Source organism: Chitinophaga sp. (assembly GCF_035761305.1).
GTDB lineage: Bacteria > Bacteroidota > Bacteroidia > Chitinophagales > Chitinophagaceae > Chitinophaga.
In genome coordinates this window covers 17,366-33,859 of record NZ_DASTRI010000217.1, presented here as the reverse complement: position 1 = coordinate 33,859, position 16,494 = coordinate 17,366, and the positions used below count along the sequence as shown (strand labels likewise).

Annotated in this window: 15 protein-coding genes; 9 read left to right on the top strand and 6 right to left on the bottom strand. The window is 51.3% G+C overall.

The features are described 5' to 3' along the window. Window positions 1–422 precede the first annotated feature (422 nt). Window positions 423–1,484, top strand: a complete 1,062-nt coding sequence (locus tag VFS25_RS18285; protein ID WP_326463613.1) for a response regulator — start codon at window positions 423–425, stop codon at window positions 1,482–1,484. Here the strand turns inward: VFS25_RS18285 and VFS25_RS18280 are convergent. Continuing rightward, window positions 1,481–1,831, bottom strand: a complete 351-nt coding sequence (locus tag VFS25_RS18280) for a hypothetical protein (RefSeq protein ID WP_326463612.1) — start codon at window positions 1,829–1,831, stop codon at window positions 1,481–1,483. The two genes, VFS25_RS18285 and VFS25_RS18280, sit on opposite strands and share 4 nt — an antisense overlap. 173 nt (window positions 1,832–2,004) lie before the next feature. Here VFS25_RS18280 and VFS25_RS18275 point away from each other — a divergent pair, with 173 nt between their 5' ends. Together VFS25_RS18275 and VFS25_RS18270 are read left to right on the top strand one after the other, a co-directional pair. Beyond that, window positions 2,005–3,573 (top strand): PAS domain-containing sensor histidine kinase, encoded by a 1,569-nt coding sequence (locus tag VFS25_RS18275; RefSeq protein WP_326463611.1) that lies wholly within the window; start codon window positions 2,005–2,007, stop codon window positions 3,571–3,573. Window positions 3,574–3,589: 16 nt separating this feature from the next. After that, a complete protein-coding gene (locus tag VFS25_RS18270) occupies window positions 3,590–4,648 on the top strand; it encodes a response regulator (RefSeq protein WP_326463610.1) in 1,059 nt (352 codons plus the stop codon). Here VFS25_RS18270 and VFS25_RS18265 read toward each other — a convergent pair. Continuing rightward, on the bottom strand, window positions 4,645–5,025 hold the full coding sequence (locus VFS25_RS18265; RefSeq protein ID WP_326463609.1) for a hypothetical protein: 381 nt from the start codon (window positions 5,023–5,025) through the stop codon (window positions 4,645–4,647). The genes VFS25_RS18270 and VFS25_RS18265 overlap by 4 nt on opposite strands. Window positions 5,026–5,176: 151 nt before the next feature. Between VFS25_RS18265 and VFS25_RS18260 the strand changes: the two genes are divergently transcribed. Next, complete coding sequence (locus VFS25_RS18260; RefSeq protein ID WP_326463608.1) at window positions 5,177–5,464, top strand: metalloregulator ArsR/SmtB family transcription factor; 288 nt, start codon at window positions 5,177–5,179, stop codon at window positions 5,462–5,464. Window positions 5,465–5,536: 72 nt separating this feature from the next. Here VFS25_RS18260 and VFS25_RS18255 read toward each other — a convergent pair whose 3' ends face one another. From VFS25_RS18255 to VFS25_RS18240, 4 genes are all read right to left on the bottom strand, one after another. Then, the gene (locus VFS25_RS18255) at window positions 5,537–5,968 is read right to left on the bottom strand and encodes a response regulator (RefSeq protein ID WP_326463607.1); all 432 of its coding nucleotides are present in this window, start codon (window positions 5,966–5,968) and stop codon (window positions 5,537–5,539) included. A 129-nt stretch (window positions 5,969–6,097) separates the two neighbouring features. Continuing rightward, on the bottom strand, window positions 6,098–6,529 hold the full coding sequence (locus tag VFS25_RS18250; RefSeq protein ID WP_349256396.1) for an OsmC family protein: 432 nt from the start codon (window positions 6,527–6,529) through the stop codon (window positions 6,098–6,100). Between the two features lie 145 nt (window positions 6,530–6,674). Beyond that, window positions 6,675–8,225 (bottom strand): M81 family metallopeptidase, encoded by a 1,551-nt coding sequence (locus VFS25_RS18245; RefSeq protein WP_326463605.1) that lies wholly within the window; start codon window positions 8,223–8,225, stop codon window positions 6,675–6,677. Between the two features lie 66 nt (window positions 8,226–8,291). Beyond that, window positions 8,292–9,203: an AraC family transcriptional regulator gene (locus tag VFS25_RS18240; protein WP_326463604.1), complete on the bottom strand. Its 912-nt coding sequence runs from the start codon at window positions 9,201–9,203 to the stop codon at window positions 8,292–8,294. Between the two features lie 84 nt (window positions 9,204–9,287). Between VFS25_RS18240 and VFS25_RS18235 the strand changes: the two genes are divergently transcribed. The 5 genes from VFS25_RS18235 to VFS25_RS18215 all read left to right on the top strand — a co-directional run bounded on the left by VFS25_RS18235 (window position 9,288) and on the right by VFS25_RS18215 (window position 16,493). Next, a complete protein-coding gene (locus VFS25_RS18235; protein ID WP_326463603.1) occupies window positions 9,288–10,052 on the top strand; it encodes a phytanoyl-CoA dioxygenase family protein in 765 nt (254 codons plus the stop codon). Between the two features lie 64 nt (window positions 10,053–10,116). Continuing rightward, on the top strand, window positions 10,117–11,190 hold the full coding sequence (locus VFS25_RS18230) for a LacI family DNA-binding transcriptional regulator (RefSeq protein WP_326463602.1): 1,074 nt from the start codon (window positions 10,117–10,119) through the stop codon (window positions 11,188–11,190). A gap of 56 nt (window positions 11,191–11,246) precedes the next feature. Next, window positions 11,247–13,169, top strand: a complete 1,923-nt coding sequence (locus VFS25_RS18225) for a hypothetical protein (RefSeq protein WP_326463601.1) — start codon at window positions 11,247–11,249, stop codon at window positions 13,167–13,169. 71 nt (window positions 13,170–13,240) lie between these two features. Next, a complete protein-coding gene (locus tag VFS25_RS18220) occupies window positions 13,241–14,782 on the top strand; it encodes a glycoside hydrolase family 28 protein (protein WP_326463600.1) in 1,542 nt (513 codons plus the stop codon). Next, on the top strand, window positions 14,766–16,493 hold the full coding sequence (locus tag VFS25_RS18215; protein WP_326463599.1) for a glycoside hydrolase family 88/105 protein: 1,728 nt from the start codon (window positions 14,766–14,768) through the stop codon (window positions 16,491–16,493). The genes VFS25_RS18220 and VFS25_RS18215 overlap by 17 nt, the downstream gene beginning before the upstream one ends. Window position 16,494 lies beyond the last annotated feature (1 nt).

Genomic DNA, 16,494 nt, shown 5'->3' with positions numbered 1-16,494 from the left:
TGTTTTTGCAGTTACGTGAAAACACCGGGTATAATACCTGGGTACTATACCCGGTTGTAAGAAAACCCTTGTGAAAACAAATGGTAATGCGGTTTTTCAATCAGATAGGTTGTTTTTTATGTGCGTGCATAGGTTTAGGCGATATGAATAGGTGTTTCGTAATATTTGATCGTGTTTCGCATCGTTTATGATTGTATTGTAAAAGTAGTATGATGGTAAAAACCTGCCAATGATCCGCATCAACGGGGCAATGATCGTGATCAACCATCACATCTTTTGATCATATTTATATCCGAAGTAAGAAAATAGCTATATTTATATGACAGATTTGGCCATCCGTTTATGGCCGGCCCTCAAAGACCGTTTATGAACCGGGAGCCAATATAACCATAGGACCCATCGAATATAAAATGTAATAATCCTTGAAGAAGATCCTGTTGATTGAGGACAATACAGAGATCCGCGAAAATGTAGCCGAGATACTGGAGCTGGCCGGTTATGCCTCTTTAACCGCAGCTAATGGAAAAGCAGGCGTAGAGCTGGCGATTGCGGAATGCCCTGATCTCATTATTTGCGACATTATGATGCCCGTACTGGACGGGTACGGCGTGCTTCACCTGCTGCGTAAAAATAAAAAGCTGCAGAACACACCTTTCATTTTCCTGTCGGCCAAAGCAGAACGGCCGGAGGTGCGCAGGGGCATGGAAATGGGCGCGGACGATTATATTACCAAACCTTTTGATACCACAGAGCTGCTGAATGCCGTGGAAAGCCGGCTGCGTAAGGCTGAACAGCTGCGGCAGGAGCTGCCCCACGGGCTCAATGGCCTGCAAACGCTGATGCAAACAGCCGGCGGCGGTAAAGACCTGCATACCACCCTGAGCGAAGGCCGGCATGTGCTAACGTACAAAAAACGGCAGGAAGTGTATGCCGAAGGCGGCCATCCCTCCAACCTCTTTTATGTGATAAAAGGAAAGGTGAGAACCTATAAGCGCAACGACGACGGCAAGGAGCTGGTAGTAGGCCTGTATAACGAAGGGGATTTCCTGGGATATACGGCGCTGCTGGAACAGCGGACGTATAAGGAAAGCGCAGATGTGCTGGACGATGCCGAGCTGGCGCTGATACCGCGGGAAGATTTTGAAGCCCTTTTATTTAATAATGCCGGTGTGATGCATAAGTTTATACAGCTGCTTTGCCGTAAGGTAACAGAAACCGAAGAGCAGCTGCTGGGCATTGCCTATAACTCCCTGCGGAAAAAGGTATCTACCGCGCTGTTACAGCTGTATAACAAATATAATCCCACCAACAACGACCATTACAGCATTGACATGAGCCGGGATAACCTGGCAGCGCTTACCGGCGTGGCCAAAGAGTCGCTGATACGTACCCTGGGCGACTTCCGGGATGAAAAGCTGATCACTATCAAAGAAGGGGTAATAGTAGTAAACGACAAGAAAAAGCTGGAGTACATGATTAATTAATTCCCTTCCTCATTCATTTGCCCGAGCGTCCGGTTATCCGTGGTAGTTGTTTGCAGCCACAGATCGCCGGATTTGCGCATTATCTGCACATTCAGGCCGTACAGGCGGCTGAAATCTTCCTCTACTGCCGCTGCCGTGCGGTTACGTGAAATATCTATCCACCCGAAGGTGTGCATCATACGAACATCCTCTATGGGCATGCCTGGCAACAGTTTATCTTTGGCCGGGCAGGGTTGCCCTGCGGCGTGCGGCTGCCGGTAAAATTCCAGCTTCAGGTAAGAATATGCCTCCTGGAACTCATGCTGCAGGGTAGCAACGGTTGCGTCCTCACTGATATAGATTTCCATGGCAAAACGGTTTATAATCACAATGTTAGGACGGCCCGGGCTGGCGGGCAATGACCGCAATCATCGGTGGCAATGATTACGGTCATATGTCCCGCGCAAAAACCTTTGCACCTTCGGGGCTGCGTGTTCAGCTGAATAAAGGCTGCAACTTTCACAATTTACGTTCAACAGGTATGCATTTTTCCGTTAACGATCTTGATATAAATTTTCAACTGGCTGTATTCGCAGCTGTACTGGAGCGCGAACCGGGCCTGGTAGGGGTCAGGGAGCAGGAAAGCGGCCGGCTGCTGTATATCAATGAAGCCGGTATTGCCATGCTGGGATCCAGGGACCATACGGTGCTGGAGGAGCTGCTGGACCGGCATCAGCTGGGGATCTGCGGTTCCTTTACAGAAAGCAGCGTGCCGCCGGAGGAACGGCAATGGACTAACGTGGCCGGCAACACTTTTACCGGCCGGTATGAGGTGATCCCCTTCCGGTATGCAAAAAAAGACTACTGCGCTTTCCGCGTTGCCTCCATTATTCCTAATACCCGCCACCAGCAGCAATTAAATAAAGAGCTGGAGCGCTTCGGCGCCCTGTTTGACTATGCAAGCATTGGCATACTGGTTACCAATAAAGAGGGCGAGATTGTGCTGATCAATGATTTTGCCCTGGGACAGTTTGGCTACCAGCGGCACGAGCTGCTGGGCCAAAAGGTAGAAAAGCTGATACCCGCACGTTCGCATCACCAGCATGTGGGCCACCGGGAGCGGTTCAACGCACACCCGCAGAACCGCCCTATGGGCATTGGGCTTGACCTGTTTGCCCTGCGCAGGGACGGTTCGGAGTTCCCGGTGGAAATAAGCCTGAGCCATTACAGGAATGAGGAAGGCACCTTTGTAATAGCTTACGTTAATAATATTACAGAACGGAAAAAGGCCGAAGAAAAGGTGGAGAAGCTGAACAACGAGCTGGAACACAAGGTGGAGGAACGCACCCTGCAGCTGCGCAAGGCGCTGGAAGACCTTGAATTCTCAAAAGAAGAGCTAACCCTTGCCCTGGGAAAAGAAAAGGAGCTGAACGAGCTGAAAACCCGTTTTGTGTCCATGGCCTCCCATGAGTTCCGCACCCCGCTCAGCACCATATTATCTTCTGCCTTCCTGGTAAAGCAGTACGCCGCAGAAGCCGACCAGCCCAAACGCAACAAGCACATACAGCGTATTGTTACCTCCGTAAACCTGCTGACCGATATACTGAACGATTTTCTTTCTGTAGGCCGTATAGAAGAAGGCAAGATACAGGTGCGCATGAGCAGCTTTGATATTACGGAGAACATTAATACCGTGATACAGGAAATGCAGGGTATTATTAAAGACGGGCAGGAGATCAGCTATTTTCATACCGGGAAGCAGGAAGTGCTGCTGGACCCTTCTTTATTGAAGCATATTGTGATGAACCTGCTGGGCAATGCCATTAAATTTTCACCTGCCAACGCCACTATCGCCATTTATACAAAAAAAGAACCGGGCGCTTTTACACTGCAGGTAAAGGACAACGGCATAGGCATGTCGCAGGAAGACCAGCAGCACCTGTTTGAGCGGTTTTACCGTGGCGCCAACGTAAGCAACATACAGGGTACCGGCCTGGGGCTGCATATTGTGAGCAAGTACAGTGAATTGATGAACGGCCGTATTTCCTGCGAAAGTGAGTTGGGCAAAGGCACTACCTTTACAATAGTTTTTTCTTTGAATAATAAATGAAATACCCAGCTATTATATGCATACCATTCTTTTAATAGAGGATAATACAGATATACGGGAAAACACTGCAGAAATACTGGAGCTGGCCGGCTATAAGGTACTAACGGCGGAAAACGGCAAGGTGGGCGTGGAACTGGCCCTGGAGCACAAGCCCGACCTGGTGATCTGTGATATTATGATGCCGGTGCTGGATGGTTTTGGCGTGCTTCACCTGCTGCAGCGCAGTGAAGAAGTGCGGGATGTGCCGTTCATTTTCCTTACCGCCAAAACTGAACGTACCGACTTCCGGAAAGGTATGGAAATGGGGGCCGATGATTATATTACCAAACCGTTTAACGGTACGGAGCTGCTGCATGCGATTGAAAGCCGCCTCAAAAAAGCTGCCCTGAAAAAGCAGGATTTTTCTGCCGACCTGGAAGGCCTGCATAAGCTTATGCACGCAGCCACCGGCAAAGAGTCGCTGCAAATGCTGCCTGAAGGACGCGATACCGATAAGTATAAAAAGAAGCAGGCCATCTACATGGAGGGCAACCACCCCATTAACCTTTTTTATATACAGAAGGGAAAGGTGAAAACCTTTAAAAGAAATGATGAAGGTAAAGAGCTGGTGGTAGAGCTGTATAATGCAGGCGATTTCCTGGGTTATGTTGCCCTGCTGGAAGGCACGGTATATAAAGAAACTGCAGAAGCCATAGAGGAGTGCGAGATAACCCTTATACCCCGGGAAGATTTTGAAGAGCTGCTGAATAACAACCACCATGTAGCCGTGCAGTTTGTGCGTATGCTGGCCCGCAATGTTACCAGTAAAGAGCAGCAGCTGTTAGGGCTGGCATATAACTCGCTGCGCAAAAAGGTAGCTGAAGCATTAATGCACCTGCACAAAAAATACAGCAACGCGCAGCAGGGCGCTTTTGCCATTGATATCAGCCGTGATAACCTGGCCACCATTGCAGGTACGGCCACCGAGTCCCTTATCCGCACCCTGGGCGATTTCCGTGAAGAAAAACTGATAGATATTAAAGAAGGCGCCATCATTATACTCAATGAAAAAAAGCTGTCCAATATGTTGTATTAAGGACAGGTTTTTTGCAGGTAGCCATTGAATTCTGTACTAAGCTTATCAAAGTTCTCCTGGATAATGATCATCTTCACCTCCAGCCGGCGTTGGAGATCCAGTGTTTTTTTCAGCTGAACGCCGCCGGAAGAGGAGGGCTGCTGCAGCAGGTGCAGCTGTTCCCGCACCTCATGGCGCAACAGGCTTATCTGCTCGTCCATCTTCAGGAATTTATTCTGGAAATATTCAAATTGCTCCAGGTCATCCTTGTGAAAGTCCGTTTCCAGCAGGCCGGCCAGTCCGGTTTTAAAGCGTATAATGCCATCCTCCAAAACTTTGAGCGCATGTTTCCAGTTTTCGTTATCTGCTATCAGTTCTCCAAGTTTTCCGTTTCTCATTTCGTTTATATGTGCTTTTGACGGCAATTTAGAATAGTCTTTCTTCCTGGCATATGATTGCGGTCAGTCTGAAAAATATTCTGTATCAGTGTGGCGATCCACGGGTTCCCGGTGTTTGGCCATTTAGCCTTAAATCGATAAATTTACAATTATGAATAATTCAACGGATCTGAAGCGGATAGGACGCATCTCCAAGGCTTTAAGCGATCCCTACCGGATAAAGATAATGGAGGCAATCAAAAAGCAGCAGGGCTGGATGCAGTGTACCGCTATCGTAGAAATGTTTGACCTGGCGCAGTCCACGGTTTCACACCATCTGAAGCAGCTGGTGGATGCAGACCTGCTTTATACCGAAAAAGACGGCCGCTGCACCAGGTACAAGGTAAACCGGGAAGGCTTTGGTGATTATGTAGATTTTTTAAGGAAGTTTGAACGATAATTTTGACGGCAATTAATCGAAATATTTCGTTTTGTTAACATGCAATGCCTGCAGGGCTGGCTGGTGCTATTATCAGGAAATGAAATAGCGGTTGGGGTGCAGGCAGCTTTTCCAGTAATTTATTATCAGGTGTAATTGGTGCTGCAGGTCCTGCTGCGTGTTTGCCTTTTCAAAAAATCCCTGCACCGTCATGTCGTAGGCCTCATTAACATTTTTCTCCGTTGCATAATCACTCAGGAATACAAAGGGGATGGATTTTTTTCGCAGCTGCTCATTATCGTTTATGCTTTTGCGTAATTCCAGTCCGCTCATGCCCTGCATGTGCACATCGCAAATAATAAGAAAGGGATGTTCTGTGGTCTTAACCAGGTAATCCAGCGCATCCTGGCCGTTATAAAAACAGTGGAAATGAATAGCAGGATCAATCTGGTGCAGTACAGTAGTTATAAAACCCTGGTCTTCCAGGTCATTATCAATAATAAGAATGGGACCACTTAATGGCATACGCTGAAGGTGTTATGATAAAGAAAAACTTGCTGTTCAGGCTAAGGTATGCATTATTTACATGCAAATGCCCGGTGCTGGCCTGCGCTTTGCAAACCGGAACCAGGCATTTGCTTTGTAAAAAGAATATTATTGATATGTTACTTCCAGCGAAATGGGCGTAGCGCTCAGCGCTTTGGAAATAGGGCAGTTTTCTTTAGCGCCGTTGGCAATGGTCCGGAACTGCTCTTCTGATACGCCGTCAATTTTAGAAGCGGTCAGCTCCAGCTTAATGCCGGTGATTTTGGGGCCTGCGGCAGGGTCCAGCTCAACGGTGGCTTTGGTGTCCAGCGTGCCCGCTGTAAAACCGGCCTGTGTAAGCGCCGCGCTTACAGCCATGGTAAAGCAGCCTGCATGGGATGCGCCTAACAGCTCTTCGGGATTGGTGCCTGTGCCGTCGCCAAAACGGGTGTTGAAGGAATATTGTGTTTTGTTCAAAACAGTGCTTTGGGTAGAGATTTCTCCCTTGCCTTCTTTGAGATTGCCCGTCCAATGGGCGTTAGCTGTTCTTTTCATATGCATTTATTTTATGAATGTAAAGTAGGGAAAATATTAAGCAAGCAATTTAACTGAAGTTAAATTTACGTAATAATCATATGCTTGTTCCGGCTGAATGATCTCTTACATCAATATTACATACCATATACAACTCACCGCAGCGTTTGTTTTATTTCGCCTTCCCTGCTGTCGGCACCAGCCGCGCGCTGAGGTCAGGCTCCGGCATATCCTTGTCTAACGGGAACATAGGGCGCTGAATACGCTTATAAGGCAGGCGTTCCAGGTCCTGGTCCACGCCGCCCGGTGTAAGCGCCAGCAGCCAGTCGGCCCGCATATTATACAGCTCCGGCTCCAGGTAACCGATCTTAACCACTACGATAGCTGCTTTGCGCGGCTGCAGGTTCAGGTCGGTGAAATCTTTTTCCTTATGATAGGGTTTCCGTTTTTTAGTAACGATTACGCTTACACTCCCTACCTTCACCACTACTTCCGCTTCAGCATCTTTATCGCCCTTTTTAATGGCTGTAACAGTGCCGGCTAAATGTACCGGCGGGGCATACCGCGCATCCACAGCAGCGCCTGCATAACCATCTACATGCCCGCCTACACCTGCCGCCAGCGCTTTTTGCACCAGCTCAGGGCCGGGTATAGAAGCATAGATAAGCGTGGGGCCATCTTCTTTTTTAAACTCCGGCCGGGCCAGTATCTGGGTAATGGTCCAGGTAACATCGCCGGCGCCGCCTGCAGTGGGGTTATCGCCGGAGTCGCTGATAAAGAACGGGTGTTTATCGCTGGCCAGCGCCTTATCCAAACACGTTTTCAAATCGCCGGTAGGCGCTACAAAGGCAAAATCCCTGCGTGCATTCCAGAAGCCTTTTGCCAGCTGTTCAGCAGTGCCGGTCACTTTTTCCTTGTCATCGCCGGTTACCATTACCACGCCGTGGTTGCGCGGCTCATCGGCCCAGGCATAGCCTATCCAAATGGCAGCGTCAATAATGCCGGATTGTTTGGATGCGGGCGCCACTGCCTTGTACACGCTTTTGCCAGGCTCTATGCGCGTGCTGGTTTTTTCGCCCGGCAGCAATATGGGCACCGGAACCCAGGCTTTGTATTTGGGCTTGCCCTTGCCGCTTTCCAGCCTGTTCAGCAGGTTGGTTACGGCGCGTTGCTTGGTTTTCATGGCGTCTTCATGGGGCGCCATGCGGTAACAGGTAATCAGGTCTGTGTTTTGGGCCAGCCGCCATGATACATTGCCGTGCAAGTCCATAGAGGTGGAGATCAGTGTTTGGTTGCCGATCACTTTACGGATGCGGGTAATAAAATCGCCTTCAGGATCGTCCAGTCCCACCACGCTCATAGCGCCATGTATATCAAAGAAAAGCCCGTCGTACGGCATATTCTTTTTCAATGCTTCCAGCGTTTGTTTTACCAGCGACTCATAGGCTTCCCTGGTAACAGCGCCGCCGGGCAGGGAACGTCCCATTACAGCGGGGAACCACTGTGCCTGCCTGCGCAGGGGTGAGTCGGGCCGGAAAAAGGGATAGGAGGTGAAAATGCTATCGCCGTATTTCGCATGAAAAGCGGCTTCCTGCGTAAGCGCAGGTGAAAAGGTGCTGGACTCTATGGCCAGGCCTGCAATGGCTATACGCGGCAGCCGCCTGGTGGTACAGGCGGTTATGCAGCCGCAAAAGAAAATCAGTAGTAGCGATATTGGTTTCATGGAGAGGGCTTTTACCTGAAAGTACTCATTAAAGCGGGAAAGTCATACCCCTTTGGGGCAACAATTTTATGAGCGGCGCCGGTTAATAACGTTACCGGCTGCACGCTGTTTGTATGCGCCGGGAGTAAGCCCCGTAAATTTTTTGAACACCGTGGAAAAATACTGCGCATTCTGGAACCCTGTTTCATATGCAATAGCGGTAATAGACAGCTTCCCTTTTCGCAGGGCTGCCTGTGCATGCTGTATGCGGTGCTTCAGCACATAGTCCAGCGGAGTGGTGCCGGTGGCTTCTTTAAACCAGCTTTTAAAGCGCGAAAGTGACAGCCCTGCCTGCGCCGCCAGCACCGGCAGCATCACCGGCTCATCCAGGTGCGTACGTATGTAGGCGTCTATCTTTTCCATACGTGCTTCTATTTTGCGTGTACCGGCCGATTGTGAGCAGCTGATAACGGCCAGCAGGAAACCGGCCAGCAGGTGCTGCACCCATATATGATCCAGCAGGCCGCTGTTTTGCGCATGATGTTGAAATGCCTGGTCCAGTATGGCTTTCAGCCGGCTGTTGCCTTTAAAATGGCGGGGCAGCTGCAGCAGCCGCCGTTGCCACTCCGCGGCAAGTGGTCCGTTAAAATGCAGGAAGCGCCGTGTTTTTCCCATGCCGGCCATGTTGATAATGATCCAGTACATTTCCCCCTTTTCTTCCGGGAACTCGCCGGTGCCATGCAGCTCGCCGGGAAAGGTTACAAACAGCTCGCCGCCTTTTACCCTATAAAGGTTGTTATTCACCTCATACACCTGTTCTCCTTTGCTGCAAAAGCATATTTCCAGCATATGCCGGTGGGCATGCGCATCCAGCGCGGCGCGCGTTTGCTTGTAATGGTACTTGCCTAATACGGCAATATCTTTCCATCCCCATTGCCTGAAATCAATAATGTGGCGCTCCGTAGTGGAGTAGGTGTCCAGGGCAAAGCTTTTGTTCATGTATAAAATAGTATCGGAGTATGATATTAAAACAGTTCTTAAATATACAATACTATCTTTGAACAGGTTCAAAAAAATACCTTTATGGCAATTATAACGGCATCACAGGCAGCTGCATTTGACCGCGATGGTTACCTGGTAGTGGAAAACCTGCTTACGCCCGCGGAAGTGCTTTATTACCGCGATATATACGAGCAGTTCCTGGATGATAAGATCAATACCGGGAAATTCCGCTCCGACCTGGGGGGCTTTTCAGCAGGTGATAAGCCGGCTGCTTCCCGGGAGCGCATTACACAGATCATGCTGCCCGGCAGGCTGCTGCCCGATCTGCTGCAACAGCCGCTGCATGTAAAAACACTGGCCATGGCCAAAGCGCTGCTGGGCGCAGATATGGATATGGATTTTGACATGCTGATAGATAAAGCGCCTTTCACCAATACGCCTACACCCTGGCACCAGGACTGTGCTTACTGGATCAGCATGCCCGACACGCGGGCAGCCAGCTGCTGGGTAGCGCTGGACGATGCGGTGAAAGATAACGGTTGTATGTGGTACGTACCCGGCTCACATAAGCTGCCCGTACGCCCCCACCGGGCTGCAGGCAGCGGCGGTGGGGCCCTTATGTGCGATGCTGATGAGCAGGAAGGCGTGGCCGTTGAAATAAAGGCCGGCTCCTGCGTGTGGCACCAGGGCGCTACGCTGCACTACAGCCGCGGTAACAGCACAGGTATGCGCCGCCGCGCGTTCATTAATAATTTCAGGCCCGCGGCCATGGTGCAGTTTGAGCGGGAGCAGGGCTTTGATCATACCGGTGAGCGGGAAGTACGCAATACCAGCGCCCAAAGCTAACGGATATTGCAAACAACCGGGCGGCTGATTATTTTTCTATATTTGTTACATACGTATAAGCTTTATGAAGAAAAATAACGCCAAAGCTGCTGCCGGTGTAAAAGAGATAGCCAGGCTTGCACAGGTATCTATTGCCACGGTAGACCGCGTGATCCACAACAGGGAAGGGGTTTCTGAAAAAACAAAGGCGAAGATACAGGCCATTATAGATAAGCTGGGCTATCAGCCCAATGTGCTGGCCCAGCGCCTGGCGCTGGCTGCCCGCGGCACCATTAACCTGGCGGTATTGCTGCCGGTTATATCGCCGGAAACCGAGTTCTGGCAGGCGCCCAAAGACGGTATTAATAAAGCAGCCGGCGAAATCAGGCAGTATGGCGTAAACGTTACCTACTTTTATTTTGACCAGAATGATGAAAGCACATTTGAAAAGCAGGTAAAGAAAATTATAAAGGCCAGGCCGCAGGGCATACTGCTTACGCCTACCTTCCCCGATCCTGCGCTGCAGCTGATGGAGCACAGCCGCAGGGAGGGTATACCTTATGTGCTGATCAATACTGATATTCCCGGCTATGACGCCATGTGCTACATAGGGCCCGAGATATTTCACAGCGGCTACCTGGCCGCCCAGCTGATAAATTACTGTGTTACCGGCGATAAAAAAGTAGTAATTGCCAAAATTGCACGGGAAATAGACAACAACTACGCCATCCTGCGCAAGGAAGAAGGTTTCCGGGCTTATTTCAAAGATCACGGCTTGCCCAACGGACTGCTCACGCTCGACTCAAAGCAAACAGAGTATGCCGTGGCGTCGCGTAAGCTGGCAAAGCTGATCAGGCAGGAGCCGGGCATCGGCGCTATTTTTGTTACCAACTCCCGCGTATCGCTGGTAGCGCGCTACCTGGAGGCAGCGGGCCGTAAAGACATTATCCTGGTAGGCTATGATTTTACAACCGATAATGTGCAGCATCTCAAAGCCGGAAATATAGATTTCCTGATCTGCGAAAAGCCGCAGGAGCAAGGCTATCGCGGTATTATGACGCTTTTTCAGCACCTGGTGTATTCCAATGCCATTGAAAAGAATTACCTGATGCCTATTGACATTATTACCCGTGAGAACTACCGCTTTTACCGCAACTAGGTGCTAACGGCAGCGGGCATATGACAAGGGCGCGATTTATAAAAACAGTAAGGCTTATGTTCGTTACCGCAGGCTGCTGCACGATGCGCCTTTTTATATGTCCCATACTGGCAGGTTTGCTTTTCCTGTCTTTTCCCGCACATGCGCAGGAGCTGTCACCTAAAAAAGAATATGCCGCCACGCTGCTGGCTTTAACAGATGCGTTGCTGGCCAGGCAGGCGCCGGACGGCGCAGGCGCTGATGCCGGCGGCATCTGGTGCGCGCATTGTAATGTATGGCATACCCGTGCGGCGGAAGCCGTATATCCTTTTACGGTAGCTGCTGCAATTACGGGTAACCTGCGCTATGCCAAGGCGGCACAGCGGGCCGCGGACTGGCTGTTCCGCCAGCAGCAGGCAAACGGCAGCTGGAAAGAAACGCCGGAAGAATGGACCGGCACCACTACCGACCAACTGCTAATGCTGCTGTTGTCATATGAAAAGCTGCAGCCGCAATTAAGCGCAGTACAGCAGCAGCAATGGCGTACCGCAATGGATAAAGCTGCGGCATACCTGTACCAGGTAATGACACCGGAGTTTGCCAGCATCAATTACGTAGCCACTACCACTGCTACCCTGGCCAAAGCAGGGCAGCTGCTGCACCGGCCTGCCTATACGCAAAAAGCCCGGCAGCTGGCGCGCAGAACCATTGCCAAAATGGACGAAGATGGTTTCCTGAACGGGGAAGGCGGCCGCAGCCACGGTAATAAAATGGGTGTAGACCTGGGCTATGACATGGAAATGTCTTTATGGGGCCTGGGCCTGTATGCCCGCCTCACAGCAGATACGCTGGTAAATGCCTTTGTGAAAAAAGCGCTGCAAAATCACTTATACTTTATTTATCCCGATGGTTCACTGGATGGCTCATGGGGCATCCGCTCCAATAAATGGACGGGTTACGGCAGCGCCACTTCCGATGGCTGCCAGGTGTTATTCAGCCTGTATGCAGATGAAGATCCGCGCTATGTAACCGCCGGCCTGCGGAACCTGCACTTCCTGCGGACTAATATTACCGGTGGTTTGGTGGGCTATGGCCCGCAGCATGCAGTGTTGTTTGATACGCCGCCCTGTATTTATCCCACTTTTGCAAAAGCCAAAAACCTGGCCCTCGCATATGCGCTGGAAACAAAAGATACGCGTTCTGCCGCACCCATACCGGCCGACAGCAGCAGCTGGATGAAAGTATTTCCCACGCTGGACCTGGCGCTGGTACGCACGCAACAGTTCATGGCCACTATTACCGCCTACCGCTATAAAGATCCTGCGGGGGCCAAAGGTAAATACATGTTCCGGCCCGATGGCGGCGCTATCAGCCACCTGTGGGCAGCAGGCCACGGTTTTATGAGCGCATCCAGTCCTACCATATATACCCGCCCGGAGCCTATGAGCTTTCCCGAAGCGCCGGGTGTGCTGCCGCTTACGCCCAGGATCGAATACACAGACAGCACCGGTTATTTTACGAACCTTTTTGAGTTCGACGGCCGCCTGTCGGCCGCAGAAAAGGGGCCTGGCCGCTATGCAGTAACCGTAAGCGGTGAGCTGAAAGACAAATACTGGCTTACCGGCGGCGTAGGGTACCGCCTCGATTACCTGTTTACCGACAGCGCCCTGCAAAAAACGGTTACAGTTACCTTTCACGATGCGTGGCCCGTGGTGCATGTAATAGAACCATTGGTACAATATGCAGGAATGACGTTCAAACAGCAGGACGATCATACCATATTGATCCGCGCGGGAGAAAAGCAGTGGGCGCTGAAAATACTGCAGGGCCATGGGCGCTGGGTAGCAGGGAAGGAGGCCGCCCGTTACTGGACGCCTTATCCTGCGCTGAAAGCATGGCCCCTGGAGCTGGAAATAACGCCTGGTCCGCAGGCCATTACTGCCAGCGTTACCTACAGCCTGCAGGTGTTAAATACACAGGCGGACAAAAAAAATGATTAAAAACGGGTACGTACCCGAAAATTTACCTATTTTCGGTGTAAGATCTTTTTATCTGTAAATGTGAAAAACGAATGCAATTAATTCCCGTTACCGGAAAACTGTTCCGCGTCCTGTGCCTTTGCTGCCTGTTAATGGGCTATACAGCCGCTGTAAAAGCGCAGTGGTATGATGTAACCCGTTATGGCGCAGTAGGCGACAGTACAACAGATAACACCAAAGCCATACAAAAAGCAATAGATGCCTGCGCCGTTACCGGCGGCAAAGTGTATTTTCCCGCAGGCAAGTATTTAAGCGCTACTATTTACCTGAAGAGTAATGTTACCCTGCACATAGCTGCAGGCGCCACCATTTTAGGCCATACTGATACCAAACAATATCCCTACCAGGATGCCGGCATCCGTTTTTACGGGGATGAATGGGCCAGGCAAAGCCTGGTGTTCTGTAAAGATCAGCAGAATGTTGGCATTGAAGGCAGCGGCACCATTGACGGGCAGGGCGCGGCATTTGTAATAACTACCAGTAAAAAGCCGGACCGTTACCGCAACCGCCCTTATTTATTGTGGTTCGTAAACTGTAAAAATGTAAAGGTGCGCAATGTAACGCTGCGCAATTCCGCCTTCTGGATGCAGCATTACCTGGGCTGCGAATTCGTGTGGATAGAAGGACTGCATATCTGGAACCATTCCAATAAGAACAACGACATGATGGATATTGACGGCTGCCGCAATGTACATATCTCCGGCATTACCGGCGACTCTGACGATGATGGTATTACCGTTAAAAGCACCTCACCGCGTATAACCGAAAACGTTACTATCAGCGATTGCATTATCAGCAGCCACTGTAATGCCCTGAAGCTTGGAACCGAGTCTACCGGCGGGTTCAGGAACATTGTGGTAAGTAACTGCGTAATAAAGCCTTCCGCGCAGCTTACCACTATTTATGGCAAGCCGGCCGGGAACAGCGGCATTTCCCTGGAGATGGTAGACGGCGGCATTATGGAGAATATTACCATTAACAATATTGTAATAAACGGGCCGCAGGTACCGCTGTTTATACGCCTGGGCAACAGGGCGCGGCCTTACATGCAGGGCGCGCCGGCCCCGCCGCCCGGCCGTGCGCGCAACATTCACCTGTCGGACATTACAGCTACAGGCGCAGATGAAACCGGCTGCTCTATCAGCGGTATAGCAAAAGCGCCGCTTGAGAATGTTTCACTGGAGCATATTTATATTGAAACAAAAGCGGCGGCCAACGTAAGCCTGCACGCGCCTGTAGTGGAAAAGGAAACCGAATACCCGGAAGCTACCATGTTCGGCAGCCTCCCGGCATACGGCTTTTTTATCCGGTATGTAAAAGATGTACGGCTGTCTGATATTACGTTGCGCTCACCTGCGGCAGAAACCCGGCCCGGCATAGTAGTGCACAATACCACGCAGTTTACGCTGAACGGGCTGGATATACAAACATCTGCCGCCACGCCGGCCGCAATGTACATCAGCAACAGTAACAACGGCGTTATTACCAACAGCCGAAACGCTTACCCGGTGAAGCGCCGCCTGCTGCAGGATGATGCTTCAGCTAACATCAAAGCAGATGCAACGGCACAGTAAAATAGGATATGCCGGCGGCTGCCTGTGCATGTTCATGCTGTTGTTCCGCATGGCGGCGGCACAGCAGCCGCCCGCCCTGGCCGCTGCCTGTAAGGTGGCCAACCGGCTCATGAATGATACCCGTTTCGAGTGGCGCTGGACGCCGCAAAAAGAAGTGCTGGGTATGCAGGTGATCGGTTTCCGCTTTCTGAACATACCACAACAGCAGCAGGCGTATGCGCTGCGTTATGCTGCCGTGCTAACAGATACGATTATACGTTTTGGCATTACCACAGCCGCCCCGGTACAGGTGTATATAAACCGGCAGCCGGTTTACCGGCAGGGGATTGCCAAGGTTGCTAACCTCCGGGAAATAGCCTATAACCGTTTTACTTTCAGCAATTATTTCACGGCATCGCTGCACAAAGGGAATAATGAGATATTGATCAGTTATACAGCCGCTCCGGTGGTGCCGGTTGTTTTTCTGCGCGCTGTAACGCCGGCCGGTGATGAGGAAACAGCCGTAAGCTTTACCAGCCACCCGCTTGTAAAGCAATGGTGGTATGCAGGGCCGTTTATGCCAGGCGCGCTAAAAGCATTGCCTGCTGCGCCCGGACCGGGAGCAGCATATCAATACTGGCAAACAGCGCCGCAACGCTGGCTGCCCGGGTTGGCTATTGACAGCCAGGCTGCGTACCAGCGGGAGTCTTATGCCAACTGGCATTATTCGCACGGCACGGCCGTATGGAGCCTGCTGGCCTTACAGCAGGCTACGGGCGACAGCAGCTACGGCGCATTTGTAAAAAAGTACACCCGGTTTTTGCTGGATAACTATTCCAATCTTCAGTTTCAATACGACTCGCTGTATGCCTGGAGGGGCAGCTACCACCGCGTGTTCCGGCGCACCATGCTGGATGATGCCGGTGCAGCGGCCCTGCCTTTTGCCGCCCTGTACCTGCAGCAAAAAGATACGGCCTTGTATAACCGGCTGCTTGGGCCGCTGCTGCAATATATAACGGAAACGCAAGTACGGTTGGCCGACGGCACTTTTTGCCGCCCGGAGCCAGTGGCGTTTACTGTGTGGGCAGATGATCTTTTTATGAGCGTTCCTTTCCTGGTTACCATGGCAAAAGCCACGGGCCGCCAATTGTACCTGGATGATGCGGTACGCCAGGTATTGCAGTTCCGCAAATACCTGCTGGACCCGCAAACCGGCTTATACAAGCACGGTTGGTTCAGCACCACCCAACAGCAGTCTGTTGCTTACTGGGGGCGCGCCAACGGCTGGGTGGCATGGGCTACGGCGGTGCTGCTGCAAAACATGCCCGCACGCCATCCTGCCCGTAAAGAAATACTGCGGGCGTTTCAAAAGCACATGGCGGCCCTGTTGTCATGCCAGTCGCCCAACGGTATGTGGCGTCAGCTGCTGAACCGGGAAAACAGCTATGAGGAAACCTCCTGCACGGCCATATTCGCCTATGCCATGGCTACGGGCGTACAGCAAGGCTGGCTGCCGCAGCGTTATAAAGCGCCTGCACTCAAGGCATGGGAAGCCGTTGCCCGTAAAATAGACGGCAGCGGCGTGGTGCACGGCATTTGCCAGGGCACGGAAATAGGCAGCAATGAGGCTTTTTACCTGCAACGGAAAACAATAGATAATGATCCGCGGGGCCTGGGCGCCGTGATCGCCGCAGGAGCTGCAATAGCAGCACTGCAGCAACAAACCAGATAAT

Excerpts from the sequence above, each read along its gene's own strand:
- VFS25_RS18245 (WP_326463605.1), bottom strand. The coding sequence starts at position 8,225 with ATGAAACCAATATCGCTACTACTGATTTTCTTTTGCGGCTGCATAACC.
- VFS25_RS18280 (WP_326463612.1), bottom strand. The coding sequence starts at position 1,831 with ATGGAAATCTATATCAGTGAGGACGCAACCGTTGCTACCCTGCAGCAT.
- VFS25_RS18250 (WP_349256396.1), bottom strand. The coding sequence starts at position 6,529 with ATGCATATGAAAAGAACAGCTAACGCCCATTGGACGGGCAATCTCAAA.
- VFS25_RS18265 (WP_326463609.1), bottom strand. The coding sequence starts at position 5,025 with ATGAGAAACGGAAAACTTGGAGAACTGATAGCAGATAACGAAAACTGG.
- VFS25_RS18275 (WP_326463611.1), top strand. The coding sequence starts at position 2,005 with ATGCATTTTTCCGTTAACGATCTTGATATAAATTTTCAACTGGCTGTA.
- VFS25_RS18255 (WP_326463607.1), bottom strand. The coding sequence starts at position 5,968 with ATGCCATTAAGTGGTCCCATTCTTATTATTGATAATGACCTGGAAGAC.
- VFS25_RS18270 (WP_326463610.1), top strand. The coding sequence starts at position 3,590 with ATGCATACCATTCTTTTAATAGAGGATAATACAGATATACGGGAAAAC.
- VFS25_RS18235 (WP_326463603.1), top strand. The coding sequence starts at position 9,288 with ATGGCAATTATAACGGCATCACAGGCAGCTGCATTTGACCGCGATGGT.
- VFS25_RS18225 (WP_326463601.1), top strand. The coding sequence starts at position 11,247 with ATGTTCGTTACCGCAGGCTGCTGCACGATGCGCCTTTTTATATGTCCC.
- VFS25_RS18215 (WP_326463599.1), top strand. The coding sequence starts at position 14,766 with ATGCAACGGCACAGTAAAATAGGATATGCCGGCGGCTGCCTGTGCATG.
- VFS25_RS18220 (WP_326463600.1), top strand. The coding sequence starts at position 13,241 with ATGCAATTAATTCCCGTTACCGGAAAACTGTTCCGCGTCCTGTGCCTT.
- VFS25_RS18230 (WP_326463602.1), top strand. The coding sequence starts at position 10,117 with ATGAAGAAAAATAACGCCAAAGCTGCTGCCGGTGTAAAAGAGATAGCC.
- VFS25_RS18240 (WP_326463604.1), bottom strand. The coding sequence starts at position 9,203 with ATGAACAAAAGCTTTGCCCTGGACACCTACTCCACTACGGAGCGCCAC.
- VFS25_RS18260 (WP_326463608.1), top strand. The coding sequence starts at position 5,177 with ATGAATAATTCAACGGATCTGAAGCGGATAGGACGCATCTCCAAGGCT.